The 17,508-nt window shown below is 58.2% G+C and carries 14 protein-coding genes; 10 read left to right on the forward strand and 4 right to left on the reverse strand.

The genetic code is table 11. From position 1 onward, the window contains the following. Positions 1 to 70: 70 nt before the first annotated feature. Both AC2FGC_RS06465 and AC2FGC_RS06470 read right to left on the reverse strand, forming a co-directional pair. Positions 71 to 1,021 carry an ABC transporter substrate-binding protein gene (locus AC2FGC_RS06465; RefSeq protein ID WP_058279528.1) on the reverse strand — a complete coding sequence of 317 codons (951 nt, stop codon included), beginning with the start codon at positions 1,019 to 1,021 and terminating at the stop codon, positions 71 to 73. A 256-nt stretch (positions 1,022 to 1,277) separates the two neighbouring features. Next, the gene (locus AC2FGC_RS06470; protein ID WP_496725506.1) at positions 1,278 to 2,150 is read right to left on the reverse strand and encodes a LysR family transcriptional regulator; all 873 of its coding nucleotides are present in this window, start codon (positions 2,148 to 2,150) and stop codon (positions 1,278 to 1,280) included. An 85-nt stretch (positions 2,151 to 2,235) separates the two neighbouring features. On the opposite strand from AC2FGC_RS06470, the gene AC2FGC_RS06475 reads away from it, so the two are divergent. From AC2FGC_RS06475 to AC2FGC_RS06495, 5 genes are read left to right on the forward strand one after another with little or no spacing between them, the layout of a single operon-like run. Then, positions 2,236 to 3,699 carry an aldehyde dehydrogenase family protein gene (locus AC2FGC_RS06475; RefSeq protein ID WP_496725505.1) on the forward strand — a complete coding sequence of 488 codons (1,464 nt, stop codon included), beginning with the start codon at positions 2,236 to 2,238 and terminating at the stop codon, positions 3,697 to 3,699. After that, complete coding sequence (locus tag AC2FGC_RS06480) at positions 3,699 to 4,676, forward strand: membrane dipeptidase (protein WP_496725504.1); 978 nt, start codon at positions 3,699 to 3,701, stop codon at positions 4,674 to 4,676. Before AC2FGC_RS06475 ends, AC2FGC_RS06480 begins: the two co-directional genes overlap by 1 nt. Next, complete coding sequence (locus AC2FGC_RS06485) at positions 4,673 to 6,358, forward strand: hypothetical protein (protein WP_496725503.1); 1,686 nt, start codon at positions 4,673 to 4,675, stop codon at positions 6,356 to 6,358. Before AC2FGC_RS06480 ends, AC2FGC_RS06485 begins: the two co-directional genes overlap by 4 nt. Then, positions 6,355 to 6,984, forward strand: a complete 630-nt coding sequence (locus AC2FGC_RS06490; RefSeq protein ID WP_496725502.1) for a DUF3726 domain-containing protein — start codon at positions 6,355 to 6,357, stop codon at positions 6,982 to 6,984. The genes AC2FGC_RS06485 and AC2FGC_RS06490 overlap by 4 nt, the downstream gene beginning before the upstream one ends. Before the next feature lie 10 nt (positions 6,985 to 6,994). Beyond that, a complete protein-coding gene (locus tag AC2FGC_RS06495; protein WP_496725501.1) occupies positions 6,995 to 8,005 on the forward strand; it encodes an Ldh family oxidoreductase in 1,011 nt (336 codons plus the stop codon). An 18-nt stretch (positions 8,006 to 8,023) separates the two neighbouring features. Here the strand turns inward: AC2FGC_RS06495 and AC2FGC_RS06500 are convergent, their stop codons facing one another. Beyond that, positions 8,024 to 9,052, reverse strand: coding sequence for a LacI family DNA-binding transcriptional regulator (locus tag AC2FGC_RS06500; protein ID WP_496725500.1), 1,029 nt, complete (start codon positions 9,050 to 9,052; stop codon positions 8,024 to 8,026). A gap of 113 nt (positions 9,053 to 9,165) precedes the next feature. Here AC2FGC_RS06500 and AC2FGC_RS06505 point away from each other — a divergent pair, with 113 nt between their 5' ends. Genes AC2FGC_RS06505 through AC2FGC_RS06525 form a run of 5 tightly spaced genes read left to right on the forward strand, consistent with a single transcriptional unit; the run spans position 9,166 to position 15,103 of the window. Continuing rightward, the gene (locus AC2FGC_RS06505; RefSeq protein ID WP_496781710.1) at positions 9,166 to 10,677 is read left to right on the forward strand and encodes a tripartite tricarboxylate transporter permease; all 1,512 of its coding nucleotides are present in this window, start codon (positions 9,166 to 9,168) and stop codon (positions 10,675 to 10,677) included. Beyond that, positions 10,674 to 11,129, forward strand: coding sequence for a tripartite tricarboxylate transporter TctB family protein (locus AC2FGC_RS06510; RefSeq protein WP_496781712.1), 456 nt, complete (start codon positions 10,674 to 10,676; stop codon positions 11,127 to 11,129). The genes AC2FGC_RS06505 and AC2FGC_RS06510 overlap by 4 nt, the downstream gene beginning before the upstream one ends. Positions 11,130 to 11,173: 44 nt before the next feature. Further along, entirely contained in the window at positions 11,174 to 12,133 is a 960-nt protein-coding gene (locus AC2FGC_RS06515) for a Bug family tripartite tricarboxylate transporter substrate binding protein (RefSeq protein ID WP_496781714.1), read from the forward strand. 55 nt (positions 12,134 to 12,188) lie between these two features. Beyond that, positions 12,189 to 13,610, forward strand: coding sequence for an acylating sulfoacetaldehyde dehydrogenase (gene sauS, locus AC2FGC_RS06520; protein WP_496781716.1), 1,422 nt, complete (start codon positions 12,189 to 12,191; stop codon positions 13,608 to 13,610). Further along, on the forward strand, positions 13,607 to 15,103 hold the full coding sequence (locus AC2FGC_RS06525) for an AMP-binding protein (RefSeq protein ID WP_496725496.1): 1,497 nt from the start codon (positions 13,607 to 13,609) through the stop codon (positions 15,101 to 15,103). The genes sauS and AC2FGC_RS06525 overlap by 4 nt, the downstream gene beginning before the upstream one ends. A gap of 53 nt (positions 15,104 to 15,156) precedes the next feature. On the opposite strand, the gene AC2FGC_RS06530 is transcribed toward AC2FGC_RS06525, so the two are convergent. Then, positions 15,157 to 17,169, reverse strand: a complete 2,013-nt coding sequence (locus tag AC2FGC_RS06530; RefSeq protein ID WP_496725495.1) for a DEAD/DEAH box helicase — start codon at positions 17,167 to 17,169, stop codon at positions 15,157 to 15,159. Between the last annotated feature and the right edge of the window lie 339 nt (positions 17,170 to 17,508).

Genomic DNA, 17,508 nt, shown 5'->3' on the forward strand with positions numbered 1-17,508 from the left:
CTTTGGTGCAAAACAGGCCGCCGGGGCTGTCCCGACGGCCTGCCAGAGTTTCAATTCCGGTGGGCGTCAATCAATTTGACATCCAGCCCAGAACGGCATCTTCGTTCGCACCGACCCATTCCTCGGCATAAGCCAAAGGCTCTTGGCCTTCGATCACCAATGCAAAGGTCATCGCCGAAACCGTGTCCGTATCCAGTTTCATGTTGGACAGCATGGTCGCCACTTCCGGATATTCTTCCTCAAGCGACTTTGCGAAGTGCAAATGCAGGTAGGCAAGATCCCAGGCAACGCCGGCCTCGGATTTTTCCAGCCAATCTGGGTCGTCTGTGGGCTGCAGCACGTTCCACTTGGCTGCGTCGTACGCCGGTTCTTCCAAGATCTGCATGTCATGCAGGGCAAACACATAGTGCGGCGTGTAGCAGAACCCAACCCACGGCTCGCCCGCTTTGATTGCATTGTCGAGATTCGCGTAAGCCACTGTCTCGTCAATTTCTGTCAGTTCAAAAACTTGGTCATAACCGTAGGATTTGGCCCGAATTTTTTCGACGTTGGTCGACGCCCATCCCGGCGCACCGATCCATAGCTCACCCTGCCCGTCACCGTTGCTGTCGAACAGCGCGGCGTTGTCGGGATTTGTCAGGTCTTCAATGGACGTAATGCCATGTGCTTCGGCGGTTGCCTTGTCGACGCACATACCCTGAAAGGCTTCAACGCCATTCGCGTTGAACGTAACCGTTCCCTTATCTTTTACGTAGGTATCATGCAGGTTTTGTTGGTTGGGCATCCAAACTTCGGGGTGTACGTGCATGGCACCGGAGTCCATCGCCTCGAACACAATCGGGTTGGTGCCATTCTGAAGTTCAACCTCAAGACCGAGGTTCTGTTCGATCGCAACTTTCAAAATATGTGCCGTCGCATTTACCGAAGGCCAGTTCGGCACGCCGATCACGATATCAGCAGCAAGGGCGGGTCCAGCGATCACAGCGGATGCGCCTCCCAGTAACGTGGCTAATTTTTTCATTTGTGTCTCCTTGTTGGACGTCTGCGGCGCTGTTTTTCTATGCCCGGGGGCCGTGGTGCACCTTGCAAACAAAGTCGGAAAGCCGATGCTTTCCCATTTTTGGGTCAGCCGCACGATGCGCCGACCCGGCAAGAAAAATTGAAACATGGTGACGCGTCACCCATCAAGCGTTACGTCCAAGAAGCACTCAAATTCGATATTATCATAGAAATGTTTCGGCTTTGTCGAAAATTGGCCGTGAACTCGTACTCTGCCATCAGGCAGCGCCCAGTTCCAGAATGTAAGCGACCGCCTCTTCGGTCAGATGCTTGAACCGCGCATGTTCACTGACATAGAGGCAGACCTGGCGCTGATCGGGCAAATCCGCAATTTCGCGAAACGCCGTCGCCTCGGGCATAAAACTGGCGACCGATTGCGGCAACACCGTTACCCAATCCCCGGTCTTGACCATTGTGATAAGGGAATGGGTGTTGTGAACAGTAACATCCGCCTGCGCTTCGGATGCCCGGAACTTGGGCGATTGAATCAGATCGCACAGCGCGTTTCGTATAAACGGAAGTGTCAGGACTTCGTCAATTGTTGGCATATTTGGCTGTCGTATCAAACGGTGATCAGAGGCGCATACCAGCCCAAACCTGTCTTCGAACAATGGAAGCGACCGAACTCCGTTCAGCGCGTGCTGACCTGAGGCGATGCCAATATCCGCTTTACCCTCAACCAGTGCGTCCAATACCTGCTGAGTATCTGTGTCACGCAATTCGACTTTTACGCCGGGAAAGCGCTCGGTGACATAGGCCAGAACCTTAGGAAAAATCAGCGCCGCAACCGATGGAACGGACGCGATGCGCAGCAACCCGTGCTCTGCTTTTGCTGCGGCCATGATATCCAGGACGGCTTGATCGAACTGGCGGACTTGTTTCAATGCCACCTCGAAGACCTGCAATCCCAAAGGCGACAGTTGGTTCTTTCGCTCACCTTCAAACAGCTTTTTGCCCAGTTCATCTTCAAACTGCTTGAGGGTCATAGACACCGCCGACTGGGTCCGGCCCAGCCGGTCGGCCGCCTCGATCAGGTTGCCGGTTTGGGCGACAGTGCAAAAGCATCGCAGGGTCTCGATCTTGATCGCCAAGCTTCACCTTTTCTGAAGTTTGCTCAATTTATTTGAGTTTGACTGATATCTACTCAAAAAGCCATTCTGCGCCAGACCAATTTTCATGACTCTGGGGCGCATCGTGACAAAACTGAACCTGATTGCTGGCGAATGGCTGGCGGGCGAGACCGAAATTGAAAACCGCAATCCTTCGGATCTGAGCGATCTGGTTGGCATGTTTGCTCAGGCCAGCGCCGATCAGCTTGAGGCCACATTGGATCAGGCGCGTGTTGCACAGGCAGAATGGGAAGCCTACGGTCCCGAGCGCAAGCAAGCGGTTCTGATGAACATCGGCAACGAGTTGATGTCGCGCGCCGAAGAGCTGGGCACCCTGCTGGCCCGCGAAGAAGGCAAGCCGCTGGCCGAAGGCAAGGGCGAGGTTTACCGCGCCGGTCAGTTCTTTACCTATTACGCAGCCGAATGCCTGCGCCAGATCGGTGAAAACGCCGACAGCGTCCGCCCCGGTGTTGAAATTGACGTCCGCCGCGAAGCCGTGGGCGTGGTTGCCATCATCAGCCCGTGGAACTTCCCGACTGCGACCGCGTCGTGGAAGATTGCTCCGGCGCTGTGCTATGGCAACGCAGTTGTCTGGAAACCCGCCAACATCACGCCGGCTTCTGCCGTGGCCCTGACCGAAATCATCGAACGTCAGGACATTCCAAAAGGGCTATTCAGCCTTGTCATGGGGTCGGGCCGCTCGATCGGTCAGCGTTTGGTGGAAAGCCCCAAGGTCAACGCGATTTCCTTCACCGGTTCCGTTCCAGTTGGCAAAGGTATAGCCGCCGCTGCGATCCAGAACCTGACCAAAGTTCAGATGGAGATGGGATCGAAAAACGCGCTGGCCGTCATGGACGACGCCGATCTCGATCTCGCGGTCACGCTGGCACTGGGCGGAGCCTTTGGCGGAACAGGTCAGAAATGTACCGCGTCCTCGCGTCTGGTCGTTCATGCCGGTGTGCATGATGCGTTTGTCGAAAAGCTCGTGGCCGGTGCCCAGGCGATGAAAGTTGGCCACGCTTTGGAAGAGGGCGTTCAGATGGGGCCGGTCGTCAGCGAACAGCAGCTGGGCGAAAACCTCGCCTATGTCGATCTGGGCAAATCTGAGGGCGCAGAACTGGCCTGCGGTGGTCAGCGGCTTGAGATGCCGCATGACGGGTTCTACATGTCCCCCGGCGTTTTCCTGAACACCAACAACGATATGCGGATCAACCGCGAAGAGATGTTCGCGCCGCTGACCAGCGTCATCAAGGTCGGCAGCTATGACGAAGCGCTGAGCGTAGTTAACGACACCAATTTCGGGCTGACGTCGGGGATCGTGACGCAAAGCCTCGCCCGCGCGACCCATTTCCGCCGCAACGCGCGCACTGGTGTTGTGACCGTGAACCTTCCGACTGCGGGCACCGACTATCACGTGCCCTTCGGCGGACGCGGTGACAGCTCTTACGGTCCACGCGAGCAGGGCAAGGCAGCGGCGGAGTTCTACACCACGGTCAAAACTGCATACATCAGCGCCGGGACCCCGGTCTGATGCGCATCGACGGGCTGCAATACGCCAACTGGTCGGAGAAAATCTTCCGCCAACTGCGCGAAGGGGGCGTGGATGCGATCCACGTCACCATCTCATATCACGAGAACTTTCGCGAAACGGTTCTGAACTTTGAAAAGTGGAACCGCTGGTTTGAGCAATTTCCAGACCTGATCATGAAAGGCCGTTGGGCCAGCGACATCGACATCGCCCGGGAAACCGGGCGGACGGCCGTGTTCTTTGGGTTCCAGAACCCGTCGCCCATCGAAGATGATATCGGGCTGGTGGAAATCCTGCACGATCTGGGCGCGCGGTTCATGCAGTTGACCTATAACAACCAGTCCCTGCTGGCGACCGGGTGTTACGAGGCCGAGGACACCGGCATCACCCGCATGGGCAAACAGGTCATCAAAGAGATGAACCGTGTGGGTCTGGTAGTCGACATGAGCCATTCGGCGGATCGTTCGACCATAGAAGCGGCCGAGATCTCCGAACGTCCCATCGCCATTACGCATGCCAACCCGCACGAATGGTCCCCTGCCCTGCGCAACAAGCGCGATGCGGTGATCCGCGCGGTCACGGAAAACGGTGGGATGTTGGGCTTTTCGGTCTACCCTCATCACTTGAAAGACAAGTCCGACTGCACGTTAGAGAGTTTTTGCGAAATGATTGCCCGTACGGCCGACAAATACGGTGCACAACATCTAGGGATTGGAACTGACCTGTGTCAGGATCAGCCCGACAGCATCGTCGAATGGATGCGCGTTGGTCGCTGGACCAAGGAAATCGACTACGGCGAAGGTTCAGCCAGCAATCCCGGCTTTCCTCCGATGCCCAGCTGGTTCGAGGATAATCGCGACTTCGGAAATATCGAAACCGGGCTGCGCAACGTTGGCATGAACGCCGAAGAAGTCTCGGGCATCATGGGCGGAAACTGGTACCGCTTTTTCGATCTGAACTTTGGATCAAAAACCGCATGAACCACGTCAGTACTGATATCCCGCGACGCGATCCTGCGCAGGTTATGCGCCTGTCGCGGCTGGGCTCGCTGCATCAGTGCAGACTCAGCTTTATGCGACAACTGACCCGACGTATGGCGCGCGAGAACTGGGCCTTTACGCGTCCTGTTTTTGAGATCGACGAAAACGGCGTCGGCCACGCAGTCTACACGGCGCAAGGTCCGGATCGCGCCTATTCGCTGGTTGCGTTCGCCCATGACCTGCCGCCCGAACAACGGTCGGACCGGGTGATCGCTGAGGCGTGGGACGCCACTTTCGCATTATTCGATGGCATCCCAACGAAGCAGGACATCCAACGCCTGTCAGAAAACGTTCCGTTGCAAGAGGCAGGGCGCGTAAGCGAAAGCGAGCTGTCCCTGTCTCGTGCCAACCGGTCCGTGCGTTTGTGGAAACACGTGGTTGACAGGTTGGCTGCCGGACAACAGCCCGACTTGGAGCAAATCCATAAAGTCGGCTACCTGATGCGGACGACAGCCGTTTACGGATCGGGCAAGTTCGGCGCCGCGGATCGCGAGAAGATTGCGAACCGGCCAGAACTGCACGCACCCTTTCAGGCGGAAATGCTGTCGGTCTACCTGACGCGAACATTTGTCCGCGATCTGGTGCAACATATGGCCCTCGCCAAAGGCGGCATGCGGACGGCTGAACTGAACCCCGAGATTGCACAGTGGCTGGGCATCGGAAACTCAACCGGATTGGGGATGGCTCCATTCATCGTCAATCACCCGGTATTGTTCAACAACTGGATCATGGCGCGCGAAGAGGCGTTGGCACGTGTTCGGTCTCTGCAATCAGCGTCAGAGGACGAAGCCCGACACTTTCGGGACATCTATGATCGCAGCAAGTTATCGATGTCGTGGTGGCGATCCGAGCATCCGGTCCAGATTGAAAAGATTGCCTCATTGAATGCCGATCTAACAGCCATTTCCGGCTATCTGGACGAAAATGACCTGACGCAGGACCGCCCGTGGGATCGGCTCATCCGCTGGTCAGTAACCACACTTGGCGAAGAAGGTCAGGAACTGCTCGCGTCGCTTGTTCTGGAACCCTATGGCGAGCTGGTGGATGGCCTGACCGGTTGTATGGCTGACGGGAATGCTCAGGCACAGGTTATTGATGGAGGCATGACTGTCGATCAACTCCGTGCCGCGATCCACGATCGCTTTGGCTGGGCACTGGATATGGATTGGTCGGCCGAGGCGAACTGCGCGCGCGCCTGGTACGTGTCCGAAGAAAAGCTGGAACCGCGACTTGGTGAACGGTTCGAGGAACCGATTGCCGAATATGAACAGCCCCTTGCACCGGCCAGAGACGCCGCGCTGGCTTATGCGGATCTTGAGAATTGGCAGGACGACAGGTCGATAGCCGAGTTCCTACTGCGCCATCCCGAGCACCGCCACACGGTGCGGCGCGCGCAGATCGGCGTTGTAGCCCCGTATGGCGAGCTTCGCGACAACACGATAAGCGCAGACGTCATGCCCATCGATATGCTCCGGGCCAAGCTGTCGTTTTTCGGTGCCACGCATTTTGATCCGCGCTCGGACCGCTGGGTCCGTATCTGCATGTACGCTGGCGCGCCTTACCCTGAAGACCTGAATACCAGCACAGCAGACTTGTGGGTTTACCCGGAGCTATCTTCATGAACGTCTCGCTAAATGAGATCGAAGCCACCGCAAAGCGCGCGGCGCGTGGTGCAGGATATAGCTGGGGACTGGCCGAGGAAGCCGCGAAAGCAACACGCTGGCTGTGCGCGCGGGGGCAAAACGGCACCGGTGCTTTGGCTCAGCTGCTGCAACTGGAATTGACGCGCGCACCTAAACAACACTCCCCGGCCGATCTGAGCGGAGAATGGCAGAGTGATAGCGAGCTTTGCCCTTTAGTGACTGGCGCATTGCTGTCAGATTGTGCGCACCAACTGAACTCAGCCCCGATTGAGATAAAGAACGTAGCTGTGCCTGCCTTGCTGCTTCCGTTCGCGGCAAATGCGGCGCGCGTGTTACAGACCTGCGTGAGTGTTGACTGTGACCGTGCACAGGTAGAAACCGACGGATTTGACCTGTCCCTGAACGCCCCACTTTCGGATAGGGCACAACAGGTTTCGGTGCAAATCGGTGGCCAACTGACCGCACCAGTCCCCCGTCGAACACGGGCGGAACCTGATCCAACTGATTGGAACATTCTGAACCGGTTCGCCCACCGCACATACGCCCCCGCCACCGAGGAATCCCGCCTGCGCGGGGCCGGAGCGGGCTTATCCGACAACGATTAAAGAGGCCCCAATGATCGAAACCCGTACCCTGAGCCTTGAGCAGATCGAAGATCTCGCCTTCCGCGCGCTTGTCACCGCAGGAACATCTGAAGCCAACGCCCGGCCATTGGCCGTTGCCACCGCGGCAACCGAGGCGGACGGGGTTGCCAGCCACGGGCTGGCCTACATCCCGATATATTGCGAGCACGTGCAATGTGGGAAAGTGGACGGAACAGCCCAACCGGAACTGTCGCGCCCACGCCCCGGCGCAGTGAACGTGGACGCAGCAACCGGCTTTGCCCATTCCGCGATTGATATGGGTTTTTCGGCCCTTATCCCAGCCGCGCGTGAACAGGGGATCGCGGCGCTGTCGATCCGCAACAGCTATAACTGCGGTGTCCTTGGCTACCATACGTACCGTTTGGCGCAGGCCGGATTGGTGGGATTGGGGTTCACCAACGCTCCGGCCTCGATCGCGCCCTCGGGAGGTGCGAAACCCGTCGTCGGGACCAACCCTTTCTCGATCGCGGCACCGGGTGCGGACGGCCAGCCTGCCCTGCTGATCGACCAAAGCGCCAGCACGATTGCCAAAAGCGAGGTCATGAAACACGCCCGCGAAGGCAAACCGATTCCGGTTGGCTGGGCTCTGGACGCAGATGGCAATCCGACCACGGACCCGAATGTCGGCCTTAAGGGGTCGATGGCACCGTCAGGCGGTTACAAAGGCGTCGGTGTTGCCCTGCTGACCGAGGTACTGGCCGCAGCCCTGACCGGCGCGACCCTTGGCATTAACGCCGCGCCTTTTTCCGGCACCGCCGGTGGCCCCCCCAAGACCGGGCAGTTCTTCATTGCGATCGACCCGACCGCCACCTCTGGCGATGCGTTTACTTCGGGGATCAGCGAGTTGGTCGGCGCAATCCGTGCACAGAACGGAGCGCATCTGCCCGGCGATGGACGCGGCGGCAAGCGCAGGCAGGCACAGACCGACGGCGTTGCAGTCAATGCAGCCACGCTGGATAAGATTGAGGCAATCATAGCCTAACTATTCTGCCCAGGCCTGTCAGGTCGCCAGCGAACGGGTCGTTTGTCTGGCGACACATTCCAAATCACAGCGGATGCTGAAATGCTTGGGGTCATCCGACGTAATAAAGTCGGTGAATTTCTCACCGGCCAGTGCTCCGATGGTTTCTGCGGGAATGCGGATGGTTGTAAGGCCCGGCTCGACGTCAGCTGAGCCCTTGAAATCTCCGATACCAATTATCGACAGATCATCGGGAACGCTTAAACCAAGCTTTTGGGCAGCAAACAGCGCCCCCTGCGCAATGACGTCATTGCCGCACAGCAATGCCGTCGGACGTTTCGGCGTCGTCAAAAGGGCCAAGGCCGCCTGCTTGGCCTGAGAAACACTGTACGGCGCTTGGGTTTCATGCTCATCAGGTACGGAAACCCCGTGTTCGCCCAACGCGTCGTGCACTGCGGAAAGGCGGTGCTGCGCGCGGTCGTTCCCCTGAGTTTCGGGAAAGATCAACCCGATGTCACGGTGTCCCAAATCTAGCAGGTGTTCGGCCGCCAATCGTCCGGCCAGATGGTTGTCCGCACCAACGCAAGGCAGGGGTGATTCTTCTGAGTAATTCCAGATTGCCAGCGCGGGAATCTTTTGCTGTTTAATCAAGCGGTTAGTGGCATTGGAATGTTCCAACCCGACCAGCGCCACGCCGTCCACGCGATGTTCAAGAAACTTGCGAACCATCGCGTATTCCCGATCTAGGTCATACCCATGCGACGCCAGCAACAGGCTGAATCCTGCCTGGTCGATCGAATCCGAAAAGGCCTGAATAACCTCGGAAAAAATGGCATGGTTGATTGTGGGCACCACAAGGCCAATTGTTCCCGACCGTTTTCCATGCATCGTTTGGGCGGCGCGGTTGCGGATGTATCCCAAGCGCTGCACCGCTTTGTTGATCTTTTTGCGAGTCGCCGGGTTGACCAGATCGGGGTGATTGAAGGTACGTGAAACCGTAGATGGCGACACCTTTGCAGCCTTTGCAACGGCCACAATATCCACCTTACCCTTTTGAAAGTTAGCCATAATTTTACCCTACCCGGTCAAATTTATGAAAACATTTGCAATACTATTTTCATCCCCTAACCTGATTTGTCAACAAAGGTAAAAGTGCGAACGGACGGGTTGGGAGGCCCAGGATGGAATTCATTTACTACTTCGGAGATGTGTTCACGCCGATGTCGTTCCTGCTGCTTTTGGGCGGCACGATCGGAGGGCTAATTCTGGGCGCGACCCCCGGCCTGTCACCAACGATGGCGGTGGCCCTGTTGATCCCGTTCACCTTCCAACTTGAGGCCGCGCAAGGCCTGATCCTGCTGGGGGCGGCCTATACCTCGACCGTGGCTGGCGGAGCGGTCAGTGCCATCCTGCTGAAGATCCCTGGCGCTCCGGCGAATATCGCCACCACTCTGGATGGCCACACGATGGCCAAAAAAGGCGAAGGTGCCCGCGCCTTGCAGCTGTCTTTTCTGGCATCGGCCGTGGGCGGAATCTTTGGCGTTCTGCTGCTGATCTTCCTGACGCCGGTTTTGGCGCAATGGGCGCTTGCCTTTGGCCCGTCGCACCTGTTCTGGCTGGCCATTCTAGGGGTGACGGTCATCGGAACACTTGATTCCGCCTCGGTGGTCAAAGGGCTGCTGTCCGGTTGCATCGGGTTGTGGCTGGCGACCATCGGGTTCGACGACATCATGGGTGCACAACGCTTTATCTTTCACCCCGCACTGGGCGGCGGCATAAACATTATTGCCGCGTTGATTGGCCTGTTTGCGATCCCACAGGTGCTGACCATGTTTGCCAAAGGGCGGCACAACACAGGCGCCGAAGTGATCGAAGTGCAACGCCACTCGATCCTGGCGGCGTTCAGGGAACTGTTCAGCCGCACCCGAGCGCTGAGCATCGGAACGCTGACAGGTTCGATCATCGGCCTGATTCCAGGTGTTGGTGGGCAAATCGCGGGCCTTGTCGCTTATGATCAGACCAAGAAGTTCTCGTCGGAAAAAGAAAAGTTCGGCACCGGCCATTCCGAGGGTGTCATCGCCGCGGAATCCGCAAACAACGCGATGGTCGGCCCCTCGCTGGTCCCGCTGCTGACGCTGTCCATCCCCGGCAGCCCGACCGCCGCCGTGCTGTTGGGCGGGTTGCTGATCCACGGGATTTTCCCGGGCTCGGACCTGTTTGATAATCACCCCGACGTCGCCTGGACCTTCATCAACTCGATGCTGATCGGGCAGGTGCTGATGTGTATCTTCGGCCTCTATGTCGCGGGTCTTGCCGCACGCGTCGCACAGGTTCCGCAATCGGTTATGGCCGCCATCGTTCTGGCCCTTTCGGTCTTTGGCGCATACTCGGTTCAGGGTTCGATGGGCGACGTCTACGTGATGGCGTGCCTCGGCATCGGCATGTTCTTTTTGGAACGCTTCGGTTTCTCGGCTGCACCGTTGGTACTGGGCCTGATCCTCGGGCCAATCGCCGAGGCCAACTTCATCCAGGGTGGAATGATCGCCGACGCGACGGTCGGCAAGGCTTCGTACTTCATGACCGGTGGATTGAACCTGTTCCTGATCGCCGTCGTACTGGCCTCGATCGCCTATTCGGTTTGGATGGAACTGCGCAGCCGCCGCTACACCACCAAAGAGGAGGCACAGGCATGAACCGCTCACAGCACGTATTCGGGTCAGGTCTGGTCTTTGCAGTTGGCCTGTGGGTCGCATGGGTTAGTTACACGCAACAACCCGCCGAGGCATTCCTGTTCCCACGCCTGATCGCAACGGTCTTTGTGGTTCTGGCCGGATGGACATTTGGCAAAGCGGTTATGGGTCTGTCCAAGGTCGGAAACGGCGTGACGCGGACGATGTTCCTGAACATGCTGCCGGGTCTGATCATCACGCTGATCTATGTTTTCTGGGCGGCGAAGACGCTGGGGTTCTACACCGCGACAACCATCGCCTTTTTTACCCTTCTGTCGATCTATGACCCCGCGCCCCATAACGAGGCCAAAACCTGGATCAAACGTGGGATTATCACAGCGGTCTTTGTGGCGGTGATGTACGGGCTCTTTGCCATGCTTTTGAACGTCTACACACCAAGAGAAATTCTGTTCTGAACACGCAAATGCGCGGATGAACCAACTTAGGGAGGAAACGCAAAATGAAACGATTGATTGCAGGGGCAGCAATGGCTCTGACGGGCCTGACGGGCGCGGCAATGGCCGAGGAATATCCCGAACGACCGATCATGATGATGGTCAGTTACGGGGCCGGAGGCGCGACCGATTTCCAGGCACGGATCGTCACCATGACCTCGGGCAACGAGGATGCGCTGGGGATGCCCATCGCCATCATCAACAAGCCTGGTGCCGGTGGGCGCGTTGGCTGGAACTGGTTCGCAACTCAAGCCGATCCAGATGGCTATACGCTGGGTGCGTACAACGTTCCTCATTTCATCGCCCAGTCGATTAAGGGTGGCGTCGAATACTCGACCGACAGCTTTGAACCCATCGCGAACTGGGGCGCAGACCCGGCCGTGTTCGTGGTTGGTACCGACAGTGAGTTCAACTCGATGGATGATGTTGTCGCCTATGCCAAGGAAAACCCGGGCAAGCTGACGGTATCCGGCGCGGGCCTTTTTGTGGGCCACCACATCGCGGCGCTGCAGATCGACAAAGCGGCCGGCACAAAGATGGCCTACATCCCGACCAAAGGTGGGGGAGCGGCAGCGATGAAAGCCGTCATCGCCGGTGAGGTCATGGGCGGCATCAACAACCTGTCCGATGCATTCCGCGCGCAAGAGGCGGGCAACGTAAAGATCCTTGGCGTCGCCGATCTGGAGCGCAACGCGTTCCTGCCTGACGTCCCAACGATGATGGAACAAGGCCTGGAGGTAGACAACTCTTCGGTCAATTTCCGGGGTGTGATGGTGCCCAAGGGAACACCTCCTGAAGTGATTGAAAAGCTGGCCGCAACCGTGCCCGAGATGTTCGCCAATTCACGCGTCGCCAAGAAGATGGAGGCGGGCGGCTCGCCCATGCACATCATGACACGTGACGAAGTGATCGAGATGTGGGCGCAGCGCCAACAGACACTGAATGAACTGCTGGCTGGTCTCTGACCGCCCCCAATCGGGGCGGGTCAGGCCCGCCCCGGACAACACATTGAGGATAAACATGAACGCTCCGAACGACATAGCCCCCGAGATCGCCGAAGTGGACCGGATCGTGGCGCGGGCACGCAAGGCCCAGATCGCCTATGAAGCACGGGGCAGTCAGGCGCTCTATGACAAGGCGGCGCTGGCGGCAGGTTGGGCGATCATGGAGCCTGCACGCAATCAGGCACTGGCAGAACTGGCCGTCGAAACCACCGGGCTTGGCAATGTGCCCGACAAAATCACCAAAAACCACCGCAAGACGCTGGGTCTGCTGCGCGACATTGCCGAAGCAAAGACATATGGCGTCACAAGCGACGATCCGGAAACAGGCATCACTGAAATTGCCCGTGCGATCGGCGTCGTTGGTGCGGTCGTCCCCTCGACCAATCCGGCCGCGACACCGGCCAACAACATCATTAATGCCCTGAAGGGTGGCAATGCTATCGTCGTCGCCCCCTCGCCCAAGGGCGTGGCATCCTGTGAGAAGCTGCTAAGCTTCATCCACGCGGAGTTTGACAAGCTGGGTCTGGATCGGGATCTGGTTCAGATGATCCCCGCACCGGGATCAAAATCCAAAACCCAACGGCTGATGGAGACCTCGGATCGGGTGATCTGCACCGGCAGTCAGAACAACGTCCACCGCGCTCAGTCCTGCGGCACACCGGCTGTCGCGGTTGGTGCAGGCAATGTCATCGTGATTGTCGATGAAACCGCCGATCTGTCGGCGGCGGCAGCCAAGATCACGGCGTCAAAGTGTTTTGATAATGCGACTTCGTGCTCGTCCGAAAACGCAGTTGTGGTGGTAGACGCGGTCTATGATGACTTTGTCGCAGCAATGGCCGCCGAAGGTGGCGCGCTGGTCCCCGCATCCGATGCCGCAGGTATCATTGCGCGTCTCTGGCCGGACGGGCACCTCAACCGATCCGCGATCGCTCAGGACGCCGACAAGATGCTTGATGCGTTGGGGATGGCAGACAAAGCACCCGAAGGCACAAAGTTTCTGGCGGTAGAGACCGATGGGATCGGTCCCGATCATCCCCTGTCCGGAGAAAAGCTGAGCCGCGTTCTGGCGCTGTACCGGACGTCGGACTATGCGGCTGCCAAGGCCACAGCAGCGCGCGTCCTGGCCTATCAGGGAGCCGGACATTCGGTCGGCATTCACACCAGCGACGACGCACGCGCCATTGAGCTGGGTCGAGAGTTGCCCACCTGCCGAGTTATCGTGAACCAAGCCCATACCTTTGCCACGGGCGGCAGCTTCACCAACGGAATGCCTTTCTCTCTATCTATGGGATGCGGCAGTTGGGGCGGAAACTCTATCGATACCAACCTGCATTGGCGGCACTTCGTCCAGACCACCAAAATTGTGCGTGAAATAGCCCCACGCGAACCCGCGCTCGAGGACGTATTCGGCGCGTATTGGAGGGAGGCTGACCAATGATGGAACCGCCCAAAGGAACGGTCCGCGATTGGCTCGACCTAAGAGCCGATCAGGGCGGAACCGGGTTTGTTTTTCCCGATGGCGCACAGGATCTGAGCTGGGCTGAATTGCACGGCTCGGCCAAAAACGTCGCAAGCATGTTGACCAGCCTTGGGGCGCAAAAAGGCGAAAGCGTCGCCCTTGTCTATCCTAATTGCCGCGAGGCCCTTATCGCCTTGTTCGGCGTTCTCTATGGCGGATTCCGGGCAACCATGATCAATCTCGTCGCTGGCGACAGTGCCGTGGCCTACGCCCTTGAACACAGCGTCGCACGCTTTGCCTTCGTGCACCCGGATCAATCAGAGTTGTTTGGCCGAACAGCCGACCCTGCCGTGACCAAGCCTTTGCAGGTCGCCGGTGCTGGTGACGCAGATACCCAGCTTTACGACCTGACGCCCGATGATCATGCCCTTCTCATGTACACCTCAGGCACAACCGGCAGACCAAAGGGCGTTGTTCATACCCATTCCAGCCTTTTGGCAGGCGGCTGGACCACCGCTGTCGCACATGAGCTGACCGACACGGATCGCGGTTTCTGCGTCCTGCCGATCTATCACATCAACGGTCTGTGCGTGACTGTGATGGGAACCCTCGTTTCGGGCGGGTCCCTGGCTATGTGCGAACGGTTTTCGGCCAGCCGGTTCTGGGACAATCTTGGAAAGACTGAGGCAACTTGGTTTTCGGTAGTCCCGACCATCATCTCTCATCTGCTGCAATCCGACACCAATCCGGACATCCAAACCCGCCAGCGGTTGCGGTTCGGGCGCTCTGCCTCTTCCGCGCTGGCACCGGACGTACAACGGGCTTTCGAAGAACGATTCGACGTTCCTATCGTCGAAACCATGGGGCTTACCGAAACCGCCGCGCAGATCCTGTCGAACCCACTTCCGCCGGGTGTGCGCAAAATCGGCTCACCGGGCGTCGCCTATGGAAACGACGCCGCGATCCGGGATGCGAACCAACAGCCCGTCCCGCACGGAACCGAGGGAGAGCTGGTCATACGCGGCCCGAACGTGATGCTTGAATACCTCAAGGACCCAGATGCGACTGCGGGCACATTTACGGCCGATGGATGGCTGCGCACCGGCGATCTGGCGCGTATGGATGAGGATGGATACGTCTATGTCACCGGCCGCCTGAAGGAGCTGATCATCAAGGGCGGCGAAAACATCGCACCGCGTGAGATTGACGAGGCGCTTTATTCCCACCCCGACGTTGTCGAAGCCGCAGCCTTTGCACGCCCCTGTCGCAGCTATGGCGAAACCGTCGAGGCCGCTGTCAAAATCAGGGAAGGGTCCGAGCTGACGCCGCTGACCCTATTGGAGATTTGTGAGACCAAGCTGGGTCGGTTCAAATCCCCTGACGAGGTTCACATCCTGCGTGATCTGCCAAAAGGGCCATCGGGTAAGATTCAGCGTAACCGGATACTCGAAATCGTCGACGCTCGGACCTGAGCGTCGACGGGAATATGACCGCTGGCGCGTTGCTGCGGCCACATTGAGCGGTGCTAAGTCTTGCGCCGTTTCGGCACAGCATCTCCGCCCTTGCCCGCTTTCGCGGCTGAAACGCGGGCGCGGTTTTTCTTGCTGCTGGGTTTTCCCTTGGGCGGCGGCGGGCCTTTGGTGGGTTTACCGCCGGGCTTTACGCTTCCGTCTTTGCTCTTGTTAGCGGGCGTTTTGTGGGTTTTCTTCTTTGCGCTCGTTGCCGTGAATTTAACATCCGGCTCGCTCAGTGACGAGTCGCGGTGCGGTGTCGAGCCATGTTCTTTTGATCGGGTCTGTTTGAAACCGCGTTCCGCTGCTTTACTGGGCTTGCGATCTTCGGGCTTGGGTTTGCGGTTACGGGGCGTCGGGGCATCGTTCCAATCAACGGGGGTGGTGTCCCCTTTGCGCGGGCGCGGTTTACCCTTGGGTGGGCGGTTGGACCTTGGACGCTCAAACGCTGGCACGTCAGGCGCGCCATCCAAGCGCACAACGTCTTTCGAACCTTCGATTTTCATACCCGGTCCAACAGCCGCCAGAAAGCCCGCAACACTGGCTTCGCGGATCTCGACGTAAGACACATCATCGGCAATCCGGATCGCACCGATATCGTCTTTGGTCAGATCACCGGCCTTGCAGATCATCGGCAGCAAATGGCGCGGCGAAGCATTTTGGTTGCGACCTTCCGACAAGGAAAACCAAACGCTCGGACCAAAGGCGGCGCGGGGTTTGGGGCGGTCCGCCGTAACCGGGGCCAACTCTTCCGGTGCTGAATGGCGCAATTTATACTGACGTAGATACGCTGCCGCTATTTGTTCAGGGGTAAATTTTTCAACCAGGTGCTGAACCGCGTCATGTTCGCTTTCGGTAACCTCAACCTGCCAGTCATCCGAGGCGAGCATCCGCGCCTGATCCCGCTCGTTCACCTCATCCGAAGACGGGGCGACGCCCCAATCCGCCGTGAGCTTTGCGAATTTCAGAATGCGCTCGGCCTTTTTCCGCGATGACGGTTCGACCACCAGGGCGCTGACGCCCTTTCGCCCTGCCCGGCCCGTGCGCCCAGAGCGATGCAAAAGCGTCTCGTGACTGTTGGGCAGCTCGGCGTGGATCACCAGATCGAGGTTCGGCAAATCAATCCCGCGCGCCGCGACATCTGTCGCCACACATACCCTCGCACGCCCATCACGCATCGACTGCAACGCGTTAGAGCGTTCACTCTGCGTCAGCTCACCAGACAGTGCCACCACAGAAAACCCGCGGTTGGAAAGCCGCGTGGTCAATCGTGACACCATCGCACGCGTGTTACAAAAAACGATGGCGTTGGGGGCTTCGTAGTACCGCAACGCATTGATGATCGCGTTATCCCCGTCCCGCGGCGCCACCATCATTGCACGATATTCGATATCGGCATGTTGGGTTTTCTCGCTGACAGTGCTCACCCGTTCGGCATCGCGCTGATAGCTGGTTGCCAGGCTAGCAATGGCGCGTGGGACCGTAGCTGAGAACAGCAACGTTTGCCGCTCCGCCGGGGTTTCATCCAGGATGAACTCAAGATCCTCGCGAAATCCAAGGTCAAGCATTTCATCCGCTTCGTCCAGAACCACGGCCCGGATCGCGGTCAGATCAATGGAACCACGCATGATATGATCGCGCAGTCGCCCCGGCGTTGCGACAACAATATGCGCCCCCCGCGCCAAAGCCCGGCGTTCATCACGCATATCCATGCCACCGACGCACGAGGCCAGAAACGCGCCGGCATCAGAGAAAAGCCAGCTCAGTTCACGCTTGACCTGCATGGCCAGTTCCCGCGTAGGCGCAACCACCAAAGCCAACGGCGCACCGGACGCCCCGAACGTCTCATCTTCGCCCAGCAACTGTGGTGCAATCGCCAACCCGAACCCGATGGTTTTTCCCGATCCGGTTTGCGCCGAAACCAACATATCGCGCCCTTCCAGCTCAGGCTGTGTCACGGCCTGTTGGACTTGTGTCAAAGTATCGTAACCCTTGCGGGCAAGCGCATCTGCGATGGTCTGTTTCACGGTGGTGTTCTTTGTATCAGCCGGGGGATACGTGCCTTGCGGTATTGCAATCAGCGCATCTTCCAAGGTTAAAGACCGCCTCTTAACGGGAGTCGCTGGCAATGTATAGCCGTGTCTTTTGTGGTGACCGAAGTAAAAAACCGCCGGTCACGTAGGTATCTTTTGATGAACTTGTCTGCAGTTTCAGCCAACTGTCAAAAGCCGATGCGAAACCAATACTTTACCAGATAAAGTGGTGCCGGGGGCGGAATTTATCTAGGCCACCAATATATTGTTAATATTAATATTTTCCTTTTCTTTCTTCTTTCGTACCCCCAATGATACCCCCATCCAATCTCA

The organism is Ruegeria sp. CDSC054 (genome assembly GCF_059610645.1).